At 67.8% G+C, this 17,965-nt stretch carries 15 protein-coding genes; 3 read left to right on the top strand and 12 right to left on the bottom strand.

Annotated elements, in window-relative coordinates; translation table 11 throughout:
* The first annotated feature begins 45 nt into the window (after positions 1-45).
* Positions 46-447: a pyridoxamine 5'-phosphate oxidase family protein gene (locus ABLE92_RS06465; RefSeq protein WP_348803862.1), complete on the top strand. Its 402-nt coding sequence runs from the start codon at positions 46-48 to the stop codon at positions 445-447.
* A 33-nt stretch (positions 448-480) separates the two neighbouring features.
* Here the strand turns inward: ABLE92_RS06465 and ABLE92_RS06460 are convergent, their stop codons facing one another.
* On the bottom strand, positions 481-1,602 hold the full coding sequence (locus ABLE92_RS06460; RefSeq protein WP_348803861.1) for a M24 family metallopeptidase: 1,122 nt from the start codon (positions 1,600-1,602) through the stop codon (positions 481-483).
* A gap of 137 nt (positions 1,603-1,739) precedes the next feature.
* On the opposite strand from ABLE92_RS06460, the gene ABLE92_RS06455 reads away from it, so the two are divergent.
* A complete protein-coding gene (locus ABLE92_RS06455) occupies positions 1,740-2,678 on the top strand; it encodes a 5'-3' exonuclease (RefSeq protein WP_348803946.1) in 939 nt (312 codons plus the stop codon).
* An 81-nt stretch (positions 2,679-2,759) separates the two neighbouring features.
* On the opposite strand, the gene ABLE92_RS06450 is transcribed toward ABLE92_RS06455, so the two are convergent.
* From ABLE92_RS06450 to dop, 11 genes are all read right to left on the bottom strand, one after another.
* Positions 2,760-3,761, bottom strand: coding sequence for a DUF4333 domain-containing protein (locus tag ABLE92_RS06450; RefSeq protein WP_348803860.1), 1,002 nt, complete (start codon positions 3,759-3,761; stop codon positions 2,760-2,762).
* A gap of 183 nt (positions 3,762-3,944) precedes the next feature.
* A complete protein-coding gene (locus ABLE92_RS06445) occupies positions 3,945-6,752 on the bottom strand; it encodes a DEAD/DEAH box helicase (RefSeq protein ID WP_348803859.1) in 2,808 nt (935 codons plus the stop codon).
* Positions 6,753-6,839: 87 nt separating this feature from the next.
* Positions 6,840-7,847, bottom strand: coding sequence for a twin-arginine translocase subunit TatC (tatC, locus tag ABLE92_RS06440; RefSeq protein WP_348803857.1), 1,008 nt, complete (start codon positions 7,845-7,847; stop codon positions 6,840-6,842).
* Positions 7,848-7,859: 12 nt separating this feature from the next.
* Positions 7,860-8,126, bottom strand: a complete 267-nt coding sequence (gene tatA, locus ABLE92_RS06435; RefSeq protein ID WP_348803856.1) for a Sec-independent protein translocase subunit TatA — start codon at positions 8,124-8,126, stop codon at positions 7,860-7,862.
* 85 nt (positions 8,127-8,211) lie between these two features.
* Entirely contained in the window at positions 8,212-9,180 is a 969-nt protein-coding gene (locus ABLE92_RS06430) for a helix-turn-helix transcriptional regulator (RefSeq protein WP_348803944.1), read from the bottom strand.
* Positions 9,180-10,184 carry a helix-turn-helix transcriptional regulator gene (locus ABLE92_RS06425; RefSeq protein ID WP_348803855.1) on the bottom strand — a complete coding sequence of 335 codons (1,005 nt, stop codon included), beginning with the start codon at positions 10,182-10,184 and terminating at the stop codon, positions 9,180-9,182. Before ABLE92_RS06425 ends, ABLE92_RS06430 begins: the two co-directional genes overlap by 1 nt.
* A 16-nt stretch (positions 10,185-10,200) precedes the next feature.
* The gene (gene pafA / locus ABLE92_RS06420) at positions 10,201-11,559 is read right to left on the bottom strand and encodes a Pup--protein ligase (RefSeq protein ID WP_348803854.1); all 1,359 of its coding nucleotides are present in this window, start codon (positions 11,557-11,559) and stop codon (positions 10,201-10,203) included.
* 47 nt (positions 11,560-11,606) lie between these two features.
* The gene (gene prcA / locus ABLE92_RS06415) at positions 11,607-12,425 is read right to left on the bottom strand and encodes a proteasome subunit alpha (RefSeq protein WP_348803853.1); all 819 of its coding nucleotides are present in this window, start codon (positions 12,423-12,425) and stop codon (positions 11,607-11,609) included.
* Positions 12,422-13,300 carry a proteasome subunit beta gene (gene prcB, locus ABLE92_RS06410; RefSeq protein WP_348803852.1) on the bottom strand — a complete coding sequence of 293 codons (879 nt, stop codon included), beginning with the start codon at positions 13,298-13,300 and terminating at the stop codon, positions 12,422-12,424. Before prcB ends, prcA begins: the two co-directional genes overlap by 4 nt.
* Entirely contained in the window at positions 13,297-13,488 is a 192-nt protein-coding gene (locus tag ABLE92_RS06405) for a ubiquitin-like protein Pup (RefSeq protein ID WP_348803851.1), read from the bottom strand. Before ABLE92_RS06405 ends, prcB begins: the two co-directional genes overlap by 4 nt.
* Before the next feature lie 258 nt (positions 13,489-13,746).
* Positions 13,747-15,246: a depupylase/deamidase Dop gene (gene dop / locus ABLE92_RS06400; RefSeq protein ID WP_348803850.1), complete on the bottom strand. Its 1,500-nt coding sequence runs from the start codon at positions 15,244-15,246 to the stop codon at positions 13,747-13,749.
* 160 nt (positions 15,247-15,406) lie between these two features.
* On the opposite strand from dop, the gene glgP reads away from it, so the two are divergent.
* Entirely contained in the window at positions 15,407-17,965 is a 2,559-nt protein-coding gene (gene glgP, locus ABLE92_RS06395) for an alpha-glucan family phosphorylase (protein WP_348803848.1), read from the top strand.

The following is a 17,965-nucleotide window of genomic DNA, read 5'->3' as shown; positions in this document are numbered from 1 at the left end:
AGGTGGGGGCGTGAGGGTGGTGAGTCCCCCACTACCGTGGAGGCCATGTCACGATCGCGGTCCGACCTGGGTGCCGAGGCGCTCACCTTTCTCACCGAACGACATCTGGGCGCCATCACCACCCTGCGTGCCGACGGCACGCCACATGCGGTGGCGGTGGGGTTCACCTACGACCCGGAGTCGGGACTGGCGCGGGTGATCACCGTGGACGGCAGCCAGAAGGTCCGCAACGTCGAGCGCGGTGGATACGCCGCTCTCACCCACGTCGACGGGCCCCGGTGGTTGACCCTCGAGGGTCCGGCCCGGGTGCGCCGCGAGCCCGACCGCGTCGCCGAGGCGGAGAACCGCTACGCCGCGCGGTACCGCCAACCGAAGCCGAACCCGCGGCGCGTGGTCATCGAGGTGACCGTCGAGCGGGTGATGGGATCGCGCACCCTGCTGGGGTGAGGACTCCGGGGGTGAGACTCCTGGGGTGAGGACTCAGAGCACCTGCAGTTCATGGGGCCGGGTGTTCAGCGCCTCGTGACCGTCGTCGGTCACCACCACGATGTCCTCGATGCGCGCACCCCAACGGCCGGCGAAGTAGACGCCGGGTTCGACGGAGAACGCCATCCCGGGTCGCAACTCGAGGTCGTTGCCGCCGACGATGTAGGGCTCCTCGTGCACCGAGAGTCCGATGCCGTGTCCGGTGCGGTGGATGAACTGCTCGGCAAGTCCGCTCTCCCGCAACCGATCCCGTGCGGCCGCATCGATCGATTCCGCGGTGACACCGGGACGTACCGCGGACACCGCGAGTGCCTGCGCATCCTGCAGCGCGGCGTAGGAATCGGCGATCTCCGATGAAGGCTCCGAAAAGCAGTAGGTGCGTGTGGAATCCGAGTTGTACCCGGGTTCCACGGGTCCACCGATGTCGATGACGACGATGTCGTCGGGCGTCACCACGCGATCGGACTGTTCGTGATGGGGGTCGGCGCCATTCGGTCCGGACCCCACGATGACGAATTCGGCACCGGTATGCCCCTCGGCGACGATGGCCGCCGCGATGTCGGCGGCGATGGCGCGTTCGGTCCGCCCGGGCCGCAGCCACTGCCCCATCTGCGCATGCACACGATCGATGGCCGCCCCGGCCCGACGGAGGGCGTCGATCTCGTCGGCATCCTTGATCATTCGCAGCTCGCGCAGCACATCGGTCGCCAGTTGGGGTGTCGCAGCAATCCGTTCGGCGATCGGAATGACGTGGAGCGCCGGCATGGCGTCCGACACCGCGATCCTGGCGGCGGACGGCAATCCGGCGAGCGCCAACGCGTGGGCGTCCTGACCGTCGACCCAGTCGGCGACCTCGATGTCGAGGTCTCCCACCGCGGACTCACGCAACGATGCGGTCTCCAGACGAGCCACCACGAGTCGGGGCGTTCCGTCGGCGGGGATCACCAACGCGGTGAGACGCTCGAAGGTGTTCGCGCGCGACCCGACCAGGTACCGGAGGTCGGGACCCGGCGAGACGATCAATGCATCCAGACCGGCCTTCCCGGTGAGCTCGGCCGCGCGGGACACCCGCGCGCGATAGACGTCGGAACCGAAACGCGATGCGGTGGTGCTCATGTGGGCAGCCTACGCGGGATTCACCCGAGCGCGACGCCGGCGAACGCCGGCAGGTGGACGTGACACCGGGATGGATCGGCCCGGACCGGGATGACACAGTGGTAAGCGTGGCCGACACTCACCCGACCGGATCGCTGATGCTCCTCGACGGGGCCAGCCTGTGGTTTCGATCGTTCTTCGCCCTGCCCGAGAAGATGACCGCGCCGGATGGGCGCCCGGTCAACGCCGTCCGCGGGTTCATCGACACCATCGCGAATCTGCTCACCCGCGAGCATCCGACGCGGCTGGTGGTGTGCCTGGACCTGGACTGGCGGCCGACGTTCCGGACCGACCTCATTCCGTCCTACAAGGCGCACCGGGTGGCGCAACCCGCGACCGCCGGCACCGACGTGGACGTCGAGGAAGTACCCGACACCCTCACCCCGCAGGTCGACATGATCGCCGATGTGCTTGCGGCGGTGGGACTGTCGACCTCGGGCGCGCCGGGATGTGAGGCCGATGACGTCATCGGCACACTGGCGTTCGCCGAGACCACGGACCCGGTGATCGTGGTCAGCGGGGACCGGGATCTGCTGCAGGTCGTCACCGACGACCCGGTGCCGGTGCGGGTCCTCTACGTCGGACGTGGGCTGGCCAAGGCGGAGATGATGGGCCCGCGCGAGGTGGCCGAGAAGTACGGCGTGCCGCCGGAGCGGGCCGGCGCGGCGTATGCGGAGATGGCGATCCTGCGCGGCGATCCGTCCGACGGTCTCCCCGGCGTGTCGGGGATCGGCGACAAGACCGCGGCCAAGCTCATCTCGGCGTTCGGTGGTCTCGACGAACTCGAGGCGGCCGTCACCGACCCGGCATCGGATCTGCCGCCACGCAATCGCAAGGCGCTGGTCGCCGCCGCCGACTATCTGTCGGTGGCCCGCACCGTCGTTTTCGTCCGCACCGATGCGGAGACGATCGACAGCGGGAATGACCGGCTGCCCACGGCCCCGGCCGATCCGGGACGCCTCGCCGACCTCGTCGAGGAACTCGGCATCGGCGCGTCGATCACGCGGCTGTCCAAGGCGTTGGCCTGGGACGTGTGACACGCGCTGTGACACCACGATGCCCGGGTGAGCAGATCCGGCTCACCCGGGCACCGTAGGAGTCACCGAGATCGGGGCACGTCAGCTGGTCGGCCGCGCCACCTGATACTTGCCGTCGTCGTTGAGGAAGGTCACCTTCACGTTCTGCTGCTGACCGCCGACCTTGACCGTGCAGGTGAACGATGCGCCCTTCTCGACGCGCTGACCGGATGGGCAACTGACGTCGGTGACGTCACTGGCCTGGTAATCCTCGGTGAGGACCTGCTTGACGCCACTCTCGGCGGCGGACTGATCCAGCGACCGCGGCCACCACCACAACCATCCGGTGACGACGATGACGATCGCGATGACGACGAGAGCGGCGCCCACCCCGATGAGGATCTTCCAGGGACCCTTCTTCTGGCCGGTGGCCATCCCACCGAACTGATCGGGCTGCCCGTAGGCGCCGTACGGTCCGGGCTGTCCCGGTTGGCCCGGCTGACCCGGTTGCCCCGGCTGGGAGAACTGACCCGGCTGACCGAACTGACCGAAGCCTGCCGTGCCCGGCTGGCTCGGCTGTCCCGGGGCGAATCCACCGCTGCCCGGCGCGCCGAACGGGGAGGTTCCCGGCTGCGCCGGCTGACCGTACGGGTTGCTCGCCGCTCCCGGTTGGGCCGGTGTCCCGTACGGCGTGGTGCCGGGTTGCCCGTACTGACCGCCCGCCTGCTGGGTGGGATCGGCACCGTATCCGCCCGGCTGCTGGGGTGTCGTCGGAGCCATCTGTGTCGGGTTGTACTGTCCGGGCGCACCCGGCGGTGTACCGAACCCGCCGGAGCCGTATCCGGGCGGCGGCGTCTGCCCCGGCGTGGGTGTCGCGGTCGTCGGCGGTGCCGGTTGGCCGGTCTGTCCGAAACCGGGTTGCCCGTATGTCGGTGGTTGACCGTATCCGGGTGTCGCCGGTGGCACGGTGGTGGGATCACCCGGTGCGGGTGGCTGTCCTTGACCGGGGATACGGACGACCTCGGTCTTACCGTCCTCGTGGCCACCGCCCGCTCCGTGGGGTGGCTGACCCGCCGGTCCGTTCGGGTCGTTGGGGTAGCTCATGTGTGGTGTCTCCCGCCCTCTTCTCGGTCGCCGTGGCCACCGGATGTGCTGCTCGCTCAACCGGGTCGGCAGACACTGCGACACCGCCCGATGCTGTCCGAAACGTTACCTCAGGCACCACACACAATCACTTACTCACGCCCGATGCGCACAAGTGTCGGTCAGACGACCGAACGTGCGAGGTCACCCCAACTCGGCCGCGACGACGCCACGTCGGATGGAACCCACCGCCGACCGGGCCGGACGCGCCAGCGGGGAATCGTCTCCGACGCAGAGTCGGATCTGTTCGAGGAGGTCGACGACCTGCCGGTTCCACCGGACGAAGTCGCCCGGCGAGAGCATGTGGCCGCGTTCTCCGGCGGCGGCGAGACACTCGGTCAACGATCGGCCGCTCACCCACAGGGACACCGCCACCGAGAACCCGGTATCGGGTTCGCGGGTCGGCGGGACCCGGTGACGGGTCTCGAGGGTGCTCACCTGTCGCCAGATGTCGACGGTGTCCATCATCGCCGTGCGCAGCGCCGGATTCCCGGGCAGGGCGTCCACCCCCGAATAGCTGTCACGCCGCGACTCGAACACCATCGACGCGACCACCGCGGCGAGGTCGGGGGGCGAGAGCGAGTCCCAGATGCCCGCCCGGATGCATTCGGTGACCACGAGGTCGCTCTCGCTGTAGATGCGGCCGAGCACCTCGCCGGTGGGTGTGACGCGTACGGTGCCGTGGACGTACTCGAGGTAGCCGAGTTCGGTGAGTACGCCGACGATGTGGTCGAAGGTGACACCGAGCGTGGAGGTGCGCTCCCCGATCCGTTGCTCGGCGCTGACAACGTCCCGGAGTAACCGGTTGCGGCGTTCGGCGAGCCGGAACAGTTCGTCGGAACCGTCGATGCGGTGGGCGGGATGGGCGCGCAGTTCGTGGCGGAGGCGGCGCAGTTCGGCGTCGTCGGTGGCCTCCGCACGCTTCTTCCCGCGGCCGCGCGGCATCTCGATCCCGGTGGATCGCAGCGCCGAGGCCAGATCCCGCCGGCCGCGGCCGGTGCGGCGGTCGACGTTGCGGGGCAACCGCATGCCCCCGAGGACCTCCGGCGGGTTGATGAAATCGCCGATCCCGACGCGGCCGCACCACGCATCCTCGGTGAGCACGAGGGGTTTCGGGTCGGCGGGCTGGGTGGCGGTTTCGAGGACCACCGCGAGGCCGCGGTGCCGCCCACTCGGCACCCCGATCACCGCTCCGCGTTTGAGGGCGGTCAACTCGGCGGCGATCGAGTCGTGGGTGGTGACGCGGCGTCGGAACTTGAGGTCGCGTTCGGTTCGCCGGATCTCCTCACGCAGGGTGATGTAGCCGAGGAAGCCGTCATGCGCACCGTCTGCCGGGGTCCGATCGCCGGGTTCCAGCGGTCCCGGATCGATCCCGCGGGCCCGGGCGGTCTCGGCGAGAGACACGTCGAGTTTGCGGAGCTGCCGTCTCATCTCGTCGACCTTGCGGGCCTGTCCGACCACCGAACGGTCGGCCTGGAACTGGGCGAATGAGCGGTTGAGCAGATCGCGGGAGCCGTCGATGCCCAGGCGTCCGATGAGGTTGACCGCCATGTTGTATTCGGGTGCGAAGGAGCTGCGCAGCGGGAAGGTGCGGGCGCCGGCCAGGCCGGCGACCTGTTCGGGGACCATCTCCGGCGACCACACGATCACCGCATGCCCCTCGACGTCGATGCCGCGACGACCGGCACGCCCGGTGAGCTGGGTGAATTCGCCGGGACTCAGGTCGACATGCGCCTCACCGTTGAACTTCACCAACCGCTCGAGCACGACCGACCGCGCCGGCATGTTGATCCCCAACGCCAGGGTCTCGGTCGCGAACACCATGCGGACCAGCCCGCGGACGAAGAGCTCCTCGACGGTGTGGCGGAAGGTCGGCAGCATCCCGGCGTGGTGCGCGGCGAAACCACGTCGCAGCCCGGCACGCCACTCGTCGACACCGAGAACGTCGGCGTCGGCGGGTGAGAGATCCATCAGGTGACGATCGACGACCTCGTCGACCGCGGCGACCTCGTCCGGTGCGAGCAGGCTCAGACCCGATCGCAGGCACTGTGCCAGTGCCCCGTCGCATCCGGCACGGGAGAAGATGAAGCCGATGGCCGGCAGCAGGCCCTCGCGGTCGAGCTGTTTGACCACTTGTGGCCGGGACACGGTGTTGCCGCGACGCGGTCGGCCGGACCGCCCGCGATGGCCGCGCCGATTGTCGTCGTCGGCCAGCAGGATCCGGTGCCGGATGAAGCGTTTGAGGTCCGGATTGACCTTCGGTCGTTCACCCGGCGCGTGGTGCGGATCGAAGAGATCGAACATCCGGTTGCCGACCAGCATGTGCTGGGTCAGCGGGACCGGCCGATGCTCGTCGACGATGACGGTGGTGTCGCCGCGGACGGTCTGAATCCACTCCCCGAACTCCTCGGCGTTGCTGACCGTCGCCGACAGGCTGACGACCCGCACGGATGGTTCGAGGTGCAGGATCACCTCCTCCCACACCGCACCGCGGAAGCGGTCGGCGAGGAAGTGCACCTCGTCCATCACCACATGCGAGAGCCCGGTCAGCGCCGGGGAGTTCGCGTAGATCATGTTGCGGACGACCTCGGTGGTCATCACGACGACCGGCGCATCGGAGTTGATCGAGGTGTCGCCGGTGAGCAGCCCCACCGATTCCTTGCCGTGCACGGCGACGAGGTCGGAGTACTTCTGATTGCTCAGCGCCTTGATCGGGGTGGTGTAGAAACACTTGGTTCCCGACGCCAGTGCGAGATGTACGGCGAACTCGCCGACGATGGTCTTACCCGCCCCGGTCGGGGCGCACACGAGCACCCCGTGGCCGTCCTCGAGTGCGTGACAGGCACGGATCTGGAAGTCGTCGAGCGGAAAGCCGACACGGGCGGCGAACCGGTCGAATGCCGGATGGGTGGGAGCCGGCCGGGAATCGACCGCGGGGTCGGTGGGAGTCATCGCCTCCAGCATGTCACTGTCGACGATGTGCGGTGCAGCGACACGTCGCGATCCGAGCGCGCCCGGCGCGATCGGAGCAGGTCGCGATCAGAGCACGTCGTCGAAGGTGTGTCCGTCCCGCGCGGACCGCCGGGGACCGGCAGGGGCGGATGACGCGGTGGGCGCCCCCTCGGCCCTCACCTGCGACGAGGGTGCGCCGACCTGCGAGGCCATCGGCCGGGGTGAGGGTGCCGGGATCGTGGAGGCCTGATCGTCGGGCAGCGATTCCCACTCGGCCGAGCGTTTCGCGCGTCGCCGGTCGTTGAAGCGGGCGATCTGGATCGCGATCTCCTGCAGCACGGTCAACGCCAGTGCCAGCGCCAGCATGGTGAACGGGTCCTGCCCGGGTGTCACGATCGCGGCGAAGACGAACATGGTGAAGATGAGGCCGCGTCGCCACGCCTTGAGACGCGCGTAGGTGAGAACACCGACGAGATTGAGGGCCACGATCAGCAGCGGCAACTCGAAGCTGACGCCGAAGATGATCAACAGATGGATCATGAACCCGAAGTACTGATCGCCGGCGAGCGCGGTGACCTGCACATCGTTGCCGACGGTGAGCAGGAAGTGGAAGGCCTTGGCGACGACCAGATACGCCAGCACGGCACCGGCGACGAAGAGCACCGCGGCCGAGGACACGAATCCGATCGCGTACTTGCGTTCGTGGGAATGCAGGCCCGGGGTGACGAATCCCCAGACCTGATACAGCCAGATCGGGCAGGCCAGCACCAGACCGGCGGTCAGCGCGACCTTGAGCCGCAGCATGAACTGGTCGAACGGCCCGGTCGCCAGCAGGCGGCAACTGTCGTCGGGGGTCAGCGAGGCGCGCGTCGACGCCGGCAGGGAGCAGTAGGGTTCGCGCAGCAGGTCACCGAGCGACGGCAACCCCAGAAACCCATGGGAATACCAGATGAATCCGACGATGGTGGTGACCACGATGGCCACCATCGAGACCAGCAGTCGGTACCGCAGCTCTTGCAGATGCTCCACCAACGGCATCGTGCCGTCGGGATTCAGTTTGCGTTGGCGCCGTCGCGGGTCGAGTGGGATCCGCACCGTGGACGAACCTCAGGCGGACTTCTTCGTGGTCTCGTCGGTGCTCGACGAGGCATGCGGTGCCGGATCCGGCGAGGCCGGCAGTTCGCGTGGCTTCTCGGGTTCGGGCTTGGCGGCCGCAGGGGTCTCGCCGTCCTTCTGCATCTCCTGGACCTCGCTCTTGAAGATGCGCAGGGACTGCCCCAGACCCCGCGCGGCGTCGGGGAGCTTCTTCGACCCGAACAGCAGAACCAACACGACCAGCACGATGACCCAGTGCCACCACGACATTGCACCCATGAAGAACTTCCCTTTCCCCGTCGTCTGGTCCTCATCGTACCGCGCGGATCACACCGATCGTTGCGGGCGCGAAGAGTTGCCCCCGTCACCGATAGCGTGCACGCGCCGCCGCGGCCGCGGCGGTAACCGAGTTCGCGACGTCGGCGTCGTCGATCACCCGCACGTGCCCACCGAAACCGAGGAGGAATCGGGTGAGCCATTCCGGCGATCCGTACACGATCCGGGCGCGGACCGGGGCCTGCGGATCCGTTCGTTCGTCGAGCGTTTCGACCGGATCGACCGTGTAGTAGTCGAGGATCCACAACTCCCCCGGATCGATCTCGATCAACGCGGTCGGGAGATCCGGGTTCTCCGACAGGATCGGCGACTGCGACGAGACGGCGGCCTGCTCCGGCGGCATGGACGGTTCGTCGAGCAATGTCGCGTCGTCGATCCGGTCGAAACGGAACAACCGAACGCCTTCGCTGTCGCGGCACCACGCTTCCAGGTAGGTGTGACCGTCGACGGCCTGGATGCCCATCGGGTCGACCACGCGTCGGGTGACGATGTCGCGGGTGGCCGAGTAGTAATTGACCGACAGCGCGCGACCGGTGCGGACCGCCTCCCGGACCGTGCGGTACTGCGCGGATTCGGTGTGGGCGCCCGCATCGCCGGATGTGCCCGCGACTCCCGGGATGGTCAGGCCCACGGCCTGCTCGATCTTGGCGATGGCCCGGGTGGCGGCCTCGCTGTCGACGACGCCCGGGGTGTCGACGAGAGCACGCAGGGCGATCAGCATGATGCTGGCCTCGGTCGGTGTCAGCCGCAGCGGCCTGTCCATCCCCGCGGTGAATCCGACGTGGACATGTCCCTCGCTGAACTCCAGCTCGATCAGGTCATCCGGGTAGTACCCGGGGAGTCCGCAGACGAACAGTTGCTCGAGGTCCCTGGTCAGTTGGGGGACGGTGACACCGAGGTCGGCTGCCGCCTGCGCGACCGAAATCCCGTCGTGGGCAAGGAAATACGGAACCAGCGCGAGGAGTCTGCTGAGTCGTGAGGGTGCCGAGGCGGACATCATCGGCTCACCTGCGCCAACTGATCGAGTGCGGCGACCACCGACTCGCGCAGTTCCGGTGGTGACAGAACGACGGCGTCCGGACCGGCCCCGAGGACCAGCCGCGACAACGTCGACAGGGAACGGATCTCAAGGTCGAGCAGGTCGCCCGGCTCCCCCGAACGGTCGAAGGACTCGCTGTGCTGGGCGAGTCGGCGCAGCCCGGCGGCCCGGCCGGACGCCACCCAGATCCGTGCGGTCCGCCCGTCCGACCCGGCGGCCGAGTCGACCGCGGCGGACACGATCCGTTGCAGGTCCGTGCCCTCGGGTGGCCGCGACCGGCCGGCCGGTCCGATGGCGTCGACGTCGGTGACGCGACTGAGGCGGAATGTGCGGGTGTCGTCGCGGTCGCGGTCGTGGCCGACGACATACCACCGGCCGCGGTGGGTGACCACGCCCCACGGTTCGAGTGTGCGCCGCACCCCCGCGGTCCCCGACCCCGCGCGGTAGGTGAAGGTGATCGCACGCTCGGCCTGCAAGGCCGACAGCACCGCCCCGAGCGTCGCCTCGGTACCCATCGACCGTGTCGAGCCCCCCGCCGACATGCCGATCTCGTCGTCGGCACGGACGTCGAAACCCGCGGCCCGCAGCTTCAGGACCGCGGTCTGGGAGACCGCGGAGATCTCCGGGGTGTCCCACAGGGTGGCGGCCATGGCGATCGCGGCGGCCTCGTCACGTTCGAAACTGATGTCGGGCAACTCGTAACTGTCCCGGTTGATCCGATAACCGTCGAGTCCATGACCCATCGACGACGGTCCGGTGACCAGCGGAATCCCGAGGTCGCGGAGCTCCGTCTTGTCCCGTTCGAACATCCGGTTGAACGCCTCGACCGACTGGTCGTCGTCGTTGTAGCCGACGACGTTGCGGCGGATGTACTCGGCGGTGACGAACTGCCGTGTGGACAGCAGACAGATCACCAGGTTGAGCAGTCGTTCGACCTTGGAAACCTTGGATGTTGGTGCCACCCGAGCAGCCTACGACTCACATGGACGCGATCAGGCGATCGACGCGCTCATCAACACTGCGGAACGGGTCCTTGCACAGCACGGTGCGCTGGGCCTGATCGTTGAGCTTGAGGTGTACCCAGTCGACGGTGAAGTCACGGCCGGCCTTCTGCGCCGCCGAGATGAAGTCACCGCGCAACTTGGCCCGCGTGGTCTGCGGCGGTTCGTTGACGGCGGTCTTGATGGCCTCGTCGGTGGTCACCCGACGGACCAGCCCCTTCCGGCTCAGCAGGTCGAAGACGCCGCGACCACGTTTGATGTCGTGGAAGGCGAGGTCGAGTTGCGCGATCTTCGGATCCGACAGGTCCATCGAGTACCGGTCCTGATAGCGCTGGAACAGTTTGCGCTTGATCACCCAGTCGATCTCGGTGTCGACGCCGGAGAAGTCGCCGCTCTCGACCGCGTCGAGCATGCGGCCCCACAGATCGACCACCATGTCCATCTCGGGATCCGGACGCCGGTTGACCAGGTGCTCGACGGCCCGCGCGTGGTATTCGCGCTGGATGTCGAGGGCGCTGGCCTGCCGGCCGCCGGCCAGCCGCACCGGCCGGGTGCCGGTGGTGTCGTGACTGACCTCGCGGATGGCGCGGATCGGATTGTCGAGCGCGAAATCGCGGAATGCGACGCCCGCCTCGATCATCTCCAGCACCAGCGCCGCCGAGCCCACCTTCAGCAGGGTCGTCATCTCCGACATGTTCGAGTCGCCGACGATGACGTGCAGGCGGCGGTACTTCTCGGCGTCGGCGTGCGGTTCGTCGCGGGTGTTGATGATCGGCCGCGAGCGGGTCGTCGCCGACGACACGCCCTCCCAGATGTGTTCGGCCCGCTGCGACAGACAGAACGTCGCCGCCTTCGGTGTGGCGAGGACCTTGCCGGCCCCGCAGATCAACTGCCGCGTCACCAGGAACGGCAACAGGACATCGGAGATCCGGGAGAACTCGCCAGCCCGCACGACGAGATAATTCTCGTGGCAACCGTACGAATTGCCCGCGGAGTCGGTGTTGTTCTTGAACAGGTAGATGTCGCCGCCGATACCCTCGTCGGCCAGACGCTGCTCGGCGTCGACCAACAGGTCCTCGAGCACCAACTCGCCGGCCCGGTCGTGGTTGATCAGCTGGACGAGGCTGTCGCATTCGGCGGTCGCGTACTCCGGATGCGAGCCCACGTCGAGGTAGAGCCGGGCCCCGTTCTGCAGGAACACGTTGGAGGACCGGCCCCAGGAGACCACACGGCGGAACAGATACCGCGCGACCTCGTCCGGACTGAGCCGACGATGTCCGTGAAAGGTGCACGTGACACCGAATTCCGTCTCGATGCCCATGATTCGACGCTGCACGTGATCAACCCTACCCGTGTGACCGGCCGCTGACCGGGCAGCGACGCTCACTCACCCGCGGTGTCACCCGACCCCGATTCGGCGTTCGATCCCGAGTCCGGGTCCGTGTCCTCACCGGTGGACGCGGTGGCCGGTGACGACCCGGTGTCGGCGGCACCCAGGAACTCCTCGACCTGGGCGCGCGAGAGCCGCTTGAACGCGCGTCGCGGCCGATTGCGGTCGAGGATCGCCACCTCGAGATCCCCGGGATCGAGGTCTCGCGGTGCCCCGGCGCTCCCGTTGCCGGACTCGATCGGCGTGGCCAGTGCGGTCACGGCCACCGACAACGCCTGCGCCAGCGGGAGATCCGGGCGATAGGTCTCCTTCAGCGCCGCGGCGATGGACTCCGTCGCCCCACCCATCACCAGGAATCGCGTCTCGTCGGCGATCGAACCATCGTAGCTGATCCGGAAAAGCTGCGAGGGCTTGGGTTTGCCGGGACGTGACACCTCCGCCACACACAACTCCACCTCGTAGGGCTTCGGTTGCTCGGTGAACACCGACCCCAACGCGTTGGCGTAGGTGTTGGCCAGCGACAGCGCCGACACGTCGTTGCGGTCGTAGCTGTACCCGCGCATGTCGGCGAGCTGGATACCCGCCTTCCGGAGGCTCTCGAACTCGTTGTACTTGCCCACCGCCGCGAAGCCGATACGGTCGTAGATCTCGCTGGTCTTGCGCAGCGTGTTCGACGGATTCTCCGCGACGAACAGCACACCGTCGGCATAGGTGAGGATGATGACGCTGCGTCCCCGCGCAATGCCCTTGCGGGCCAACTCCGAGCGATCCCGCATGATCTGCTCGGCGCTGGCGTAATACGGGAACGTCACCGTGACTCTCCTTCGTGTTCGGCCGCGCGACGTTCGACGATCGCCCGCGCCGCCGCCTCGATGGCCTCCGACTCGACCTCACGGGCGCCGTCGGCACCGACGATCACGGCGAGCGGGAAGATCTTGCGGACGATGTCGGGGCCACCGGTGGCGGTATCGTCGTCGGCCGCGTCGTACAGGGCCTCGACCGCCACCGCGAGAGCGGAATCGGCGTCGAGGTCACGACGGTAGAGCTTCTTCATCGACGACTTCGCGAACACCGAACCGGAACCGATGGCGGTGTACCCGCCGAATTCCTCGTGACGGTCACCGGCGACATCGAAGGAGAAGATCCGTCCCGGCTCGGACGGATCGTCGTGATCGATGTCGTAGCCGACGAGCAGCGGAATGGCCGCCAGACCCTGCAGCGCCGCGCCGAGATTGCCGCGCACCATCGACGCCAGCCGGCTGACCTTGCCGTCGAGGGTCAGTGGGACGCCCTCGATCTTCTCGTAGTGCTCGAGTTCGACCGTGAACAGGCGCACCATCTCGATGGCGATCCCCGCCGTCCCGGCAATGCCGGCGGCCGAGTACTCGTCGGTGATGTAGACCTTCTGCACATCCCGGGTGGCGATGAGGTTGCCCATCGTCGCGCGCCGATCGCCCGCGAGGACCACACCACCCGGAAAACTCACCGCGACGATCGTCGTTCCGTGCGGGATCTCGGATGTGTCGGCCGTGCCACCGAACGCGCTCATGCGCTCAGCACGCGCCGCCGGAAGCTGATCCGGGGCGTGGGTCCTGAGGTAGTCGCTGAACGAGGAGATGTCCGCGCCGAGCGAGAGGGAGGGACGGGCTGTGGACGGGGAACTCAGTGAACCGAACGGATCGCTCACTGGCCGCCCTTCTGGACGTAGGCACGCACGAAGTCCTCGGCGTTCTCCTCGAGGACGTCGTCGATCTCGTCGAGCAGATCATCGGTGTCCTCGGCCAGCTTCTCGCGACGTTCCTGGCCCGCACTGCCGTCGGCACCGAGATCGTCATCGTCGCCGCCACCGCCGCGCTTGGTCTGTTCCTGCGCCATCTGCACTCCTTAATTCTGCGGCGGCTCCGCCGCCGCGTGTGTTCCGCGCTGTGCTGCACCGCTCTTCGTCGTCAGCGACGTTGCTCGCTTCGCTCGCTTGTCGCTTCCTCCTGCATCGCGGCGCCGCGCGGAACACCCCGGGGCCACATCACCGGGTCGGACACGTGGTGGAGCTGTGCCGCGTCGCCGGTGTCTCTCCACACTACCGGCGAGTGGCCGATCGCGAGGGGTGGAACACGAGGCGAACCCGGGCGTGTCTCAGGTGGTGAGCTGATCGACCAGATCGGCCGCCGAGGTCACCGAGTCGAGGAGCTTGCCGACGTGGGCTCGACTGCCCCGCAACGGTTCCAGGGTCGGGATGCGCACCAGCGAATCCCCGCCGAGGTCGAAGATGACCGAATCCCAGCTCGCCGCGGCGACGTCGGCACCGAAACGACGCAGGCACTCACCGCGGAAGTAGGCGCGGGTGTTGGTCGGCGGTTCGGTGATGGCCCGGGTAACATCGGCCTCGTCGACGAGGCGCTTCATCGAACCCCGAGCGACGAGGCGGTTGTAGAGCCCCTTCTCCAGGCGCACATCGGAATACTGCAGATCGATCAGGTGCAGCCGCGGCGCCGACCACCCCAGGCCCTCGCGCTGACGGAATCCCTCCAGGATGCGCAGCTTCGCCGGCCAGTCGAGGATGTCGGCGCACTCCATCGGATCGCGTTCGAGGCGATCGAGGACGTCGGCCCACGTATCGAGGACGTGGCGGGCGCGCGTGTCGTCGGAATGCTCACGCTCGTGGAATGCCACACACCGCTCGAGATATTCGCGCTGCAACGCCAGACCGGTCAGTTCCCGACCGTCGGTGAGCGCCACGGTCGCCTGCAGCGTCGGATCGTGACTGATCGTGTGGACCGCCTGCACCGGCCGTGCGAGCTCCAGGTCGGTGAAACTCTCCCCCGCCTCGATCAGATCGAGGACCAGTGCGGTGGTCCCGACCTTGAGGTAGGTGGCGGTCTCGGCCAGGTTGGCGTCACCGATGATGACGTGCAGGCGTCGATACCGTTCGGGGTCGGCGTGTGGCTCGTCGCGGGTGTTGATGATGCCGCGCTTGAGAGTGGTCTCCAGCCCGACCTCCACCTCGATGTAGTCCGAACGCTGCGACAGCTGATACCCGGCCTCGTCGCCGGATTGCCCGATACCGACGCGACCGGACCCGCAGATCACCTGGCGCGACGCGAAGAAGGTCGTGAGTCCGGCGATCACCGCGGTGAACGGGGTGGACCGACTCATCAGATAGTTCTCGTGGGTGCCGTAGGAGGCGCCCTTGTTGTCGATGTTGTTCTTGTAGAGCTGCAACCGCGGTGCCCCGGGGACGCTGGCGACGTAGCGGGCGGCGGCCTCCATGACCCGTTCCCCCGCCTTGTCCCAGATCACCGCGTCGAGCGGATCGGTGACCTCGGGCGCGGAGTACTCCGGATGGGCGTGATCGACGTAGAGGCGCGCACCGTTGGTGAGGATCATGTTGGCCGCACCGATCTCGTCGGCGTCGATGATCGGCGCCGGACCGGCGCCGCGCCCGAGGTCGAAACCGCGGGCGTCGCGCAGCGGTGACTCCACCTCGTAGTCCCAGCGGGTGCGCTTGGCGCGGGGCACGCCCGCCGCCGCCGCATAGGCCAGCACCGCCTGGGTCGAGGTCATGATCGGATTCGCGGTCGGGTCTCCCGGGGCCGAGATGCCGTATTCCACCTCGGTGCCGATGATTCGCTGCATATGTTCGAGGGTAGATGTCCCTGTCCGCCGGCACCGATCCGACTCTGCGGAGGCGGCGGATCCGATCCCCGCGGGCGTTCGGTGTGTCCTGGGCAAATGGGTGATGAATGTCGCCGAACTCGCGGTGCACGACGGTCCCGGGCGAAGTACCGTCTACGCCGTGAAAGCCTTCCGCCGGTTCACCGTCCGGGTACCCTTGCCAGCCGCTCTCGACGACCTCGCCGTCCTCGCCCACAACCTGCGCTGGGTGTGGCACAGCGAAACCCAGGATCTGTTCGCCACGATCGACGACGACCTGTGGAGCACCTCGGGCGACCCGCTGCGCCTGCTCGCAGAGGTCGATCCCGGTCGGCTGGCCGAATTGGCGCACGACGACATCTTTCTGGCGCGACTGGCCACGCTGCGGGCCGAACTCGACACCTATCGCACAGCACCCCAGTGGTTCGGCAAGCAGCAACAGGCAGGCGCATCGATGCCGCGCGGGATCGCCTACTTCTCGATGGAGTTCGGCATCTCCGAGGTGCTGCCCATCTACTCCGGCGGCCTCGGCATCCTGGCCGGCGACCATCTGAAGGCTGCCTCCGATCTCGGTCTCCCACTGATCGGTGTCGGGCTGTTCTACCGTTCGGGCTACTTCCGGCAGAGCCTGACCCACGACGGCTGGCAGATCGAGAAGTATCCGGTCAACGACCCGGGCCTGTTGCCACTGACGCTGCTCACCGACGGCGACGACCGTCCGGTGGTGATCTCCGTGTCGATGCCGGGCAGCCGGACGCTCAACGCACAGGTGTGGGTCGCCACCGTCGGCCGGATCCCATTGCTGCTGCTGGACTCCGACATCCCCACCAACGACATCGAGCTGCGTTCGGTCACCGACCGGCTCTACGGCGGCGACCAGGACCACCGCATCAAGCAGGAGATCCTGCTCGGCGTCGGCGGCGTGCGCGCGCTGCGTGAATACGTCGCGATCACCGGACGCGAGGAGCCGACGGTGTTCCACATGAACGAGGGGCATGCGGGTTTCCTCGCGGTCGAGCGAGTGCGTGAACTCGTCCAATCGGGACTGGACTTCGCATCGGCGGAGTCGGTGGTGCGCGCGTCGAACATCTTCACCACTCACACCCCGGTGCCCGCCGGAATCGACCGCTTCCCCAAGGATCTGGTGTCGTTCTATCTCGATGCCGAGAGCGACGGCGGATCGCGACTGTTGCCCGGACTCCCGGCGAGCACGGTGCTGGCACTCGGCAACGAGGGCCACCCCGGAGTATTCAACATGGCCCACATGGGTTTCCGGCTCGGGCAGCGGTCCAACGGGGTGTCCGAACTCCACGGTGAGGTCAGTCGCGAGATGTTCGCGGGCCTGTGGCCGGGCTTCGACGCCGACGAGGTGCCGATCGGGTCGATCACCAACGGTGTCCACGGCTTCACCTGGGTCGCCCGACCCTGGCGCAAGCTGGTCGGCCACGACGAGGATTCGGCCGCACCGGGTTATGCCGCACTGGGCGCCACCGCGGTGTGGCGGACACGCCAGGATCTGCGTGCCGAACTCGTCGCGGAAGTGCGCCGGCGAGCACGCGCCAGCGGTCATGATCGCGGCTTCTCCGATGTGGAACTTTCTTGGACCGCAGATCTTTTCGACCCGCAGGTACTCACGATCGGGTTCGCCCGCCGAGCCGCCACCTACAAACGCCTGACCCTCATGCTGCGGGATCCGGAGCGGCTCAAACGCATCCTCACCGATCCCGAGCGGCCGGTCCAGCTGGTGATCGCGGGTAAAGCCCATCCGGCCGACGACGGCGGCAAGTCACTCATCCAGCAGGTGGTTCGCTTCACCGAGGATCCCGCGATCCGCGACCGAATCGTCTTCCTCCCCGATTACGACATCTCGATGGCCCGCTACATCTATGCCGGTTGCGATGTCTGGCTGAACAATCCGGTGCGGCCGATGGAGGCATGTGGCACCTCGGGGATGAAATCGGCGCTCAACGGCGGACTGAACCTGTCGATCCTCGACGGCTGGTGGGACGAGATGGCCGACGGCGAGAACGGCTGGGCCATCCCGTCGGCGGAGGGCGTCACCGATGAGCATCGTCGCGACGACCTCGAGGCTCAGGCACTGTACTCGCTGCTGGAGGATACGGTCATTCCGCTGTTCTATTCCCGCGACGAGAACGGGGTACCACAGCGCTGGGTGGAGATGGTGCGTCACACGCTGTCGATCCTCGGGCCGAAGGTGCTCGCCTCCCGGATGGTTCGTGACTACACGACGAAGTTGTACTCCCCGGCCGCCCTCTCGTACGCCGCTGCCGTGGCCGACGACCACGCCGCGGCAAAGGATCTCGCCGTCTATCGGTCACGGGTGCAGAAGGCGTGGCCCGCGGTGACGATCGCAGGTATCGACGAGGCCTCCGAGACCGTCGCCGAGGCCCTGCAACTGACCGCACAGGTCGGGCTGGGCGGGCTCGACCCCGAAGAGGTGAAGGTGGAGGCGGTGCTCGGCCGCGTCGACGACGAGGGCGACATCCACGATCCGATCCTGACCGCGATGAGCCCGGTCGGCGACGTCGACGCCTTCGGCCGGCTGACATTCGCCACCGCCGTGACCCCCTACCGATCGGGTGTCCTCGGCTACACCGCACGAGTGCTGCCGAGCCACAGCCTGCTCGGCACCGACGCGGAACTCGGATTGGTGCGCTACCCCGTCGACCCGGTGTCCTGA

The organism is Gordonia oleivorans (assembly GCF_040044975.1).
GTDB classification, from domain to species: domain Bacteria; phylum Actinomycetota; class Actinomycetes; order Mycobacteriales; family Mycobacteriaceae; genus Gordonia; species Gordonia oleivorans.
The sequence above is the reverse complement of the archived record's forward strand: the minus strand, read 5'-3'. Positions and strand labels throughout refer to the sequence as shown.

What these genes read in the sequence shown, in the direction of transcription:
- ABLE92_RS06465 (WP_348803862.1), top strand. Translation starts at nt 46, where the DNA reads ATGTCACGATCGCGGTCCGACCTGGGTGCCGAGGCGCTCACCTTTCTC.
- ABLE92_RS06460 (WP_348803861.1), bottom strand. Translation starts at nt 1,602, where the DNA reads ATGAGCACCACCGCATCGCGTTTCGGTTCCGACGTCTATCGCGCGCGG.
- ABLE92_RS06455 (WP_348803946.1), top strand. Translation starts at nt 1,740, where the DNA reads ATGCTCCTCGACGGGGCCAGCCTGTGGTTTCGATCGTTCTTCGCCCTG.
- ABLE92_RS06450 (WP_348803860.1), bottom strand. Translation starts at nt 3,761, where the DNA reads ATGAGCTACCCCAACGACCCGAACGGACCGGCGGGTCAGCCACCCCAC.
- ABLE92_RS06445 (WP_348803859.1), bottom strand. Translation starts at nt 6,752, where the DNA reads ATGACTCCCACCGACCCCGCGGTCGATTCCCGGCCGGCTCCCACCCAT.
- tatA (WP_348803856.1), bottom strand. Translation starts at nt 8,126, where the DNA reads ATGGGTGCAATGTCGTGGTGGCACTGGGTCATCGTGCTGGTCGTGTTG.
- ABLE92_RS06430 (WP_348803944.1), bottom strand. Translation starts at nt 9,180, where the DNA reads ATGTCCGCCTCGGCACCCTCACGACTCAGCAGACTCCTCGCGCTGGTT.
- ABLE92_RS06405 (WP_348803851.1), bottom strand. Translation starts at nt 13,488, where the DNA reads ATGGCGCAGGAACAGACCAAGCGCGGCGGTGGCGGCGACGATGACGAT.
- dop (WP_348803850.1), bottom strand. Translation starts at nt 15,246, where the DNA reads ATGCAGCGAATCATCGGCACCGAGGTGGAATACGGCATCTCGGCCCCG.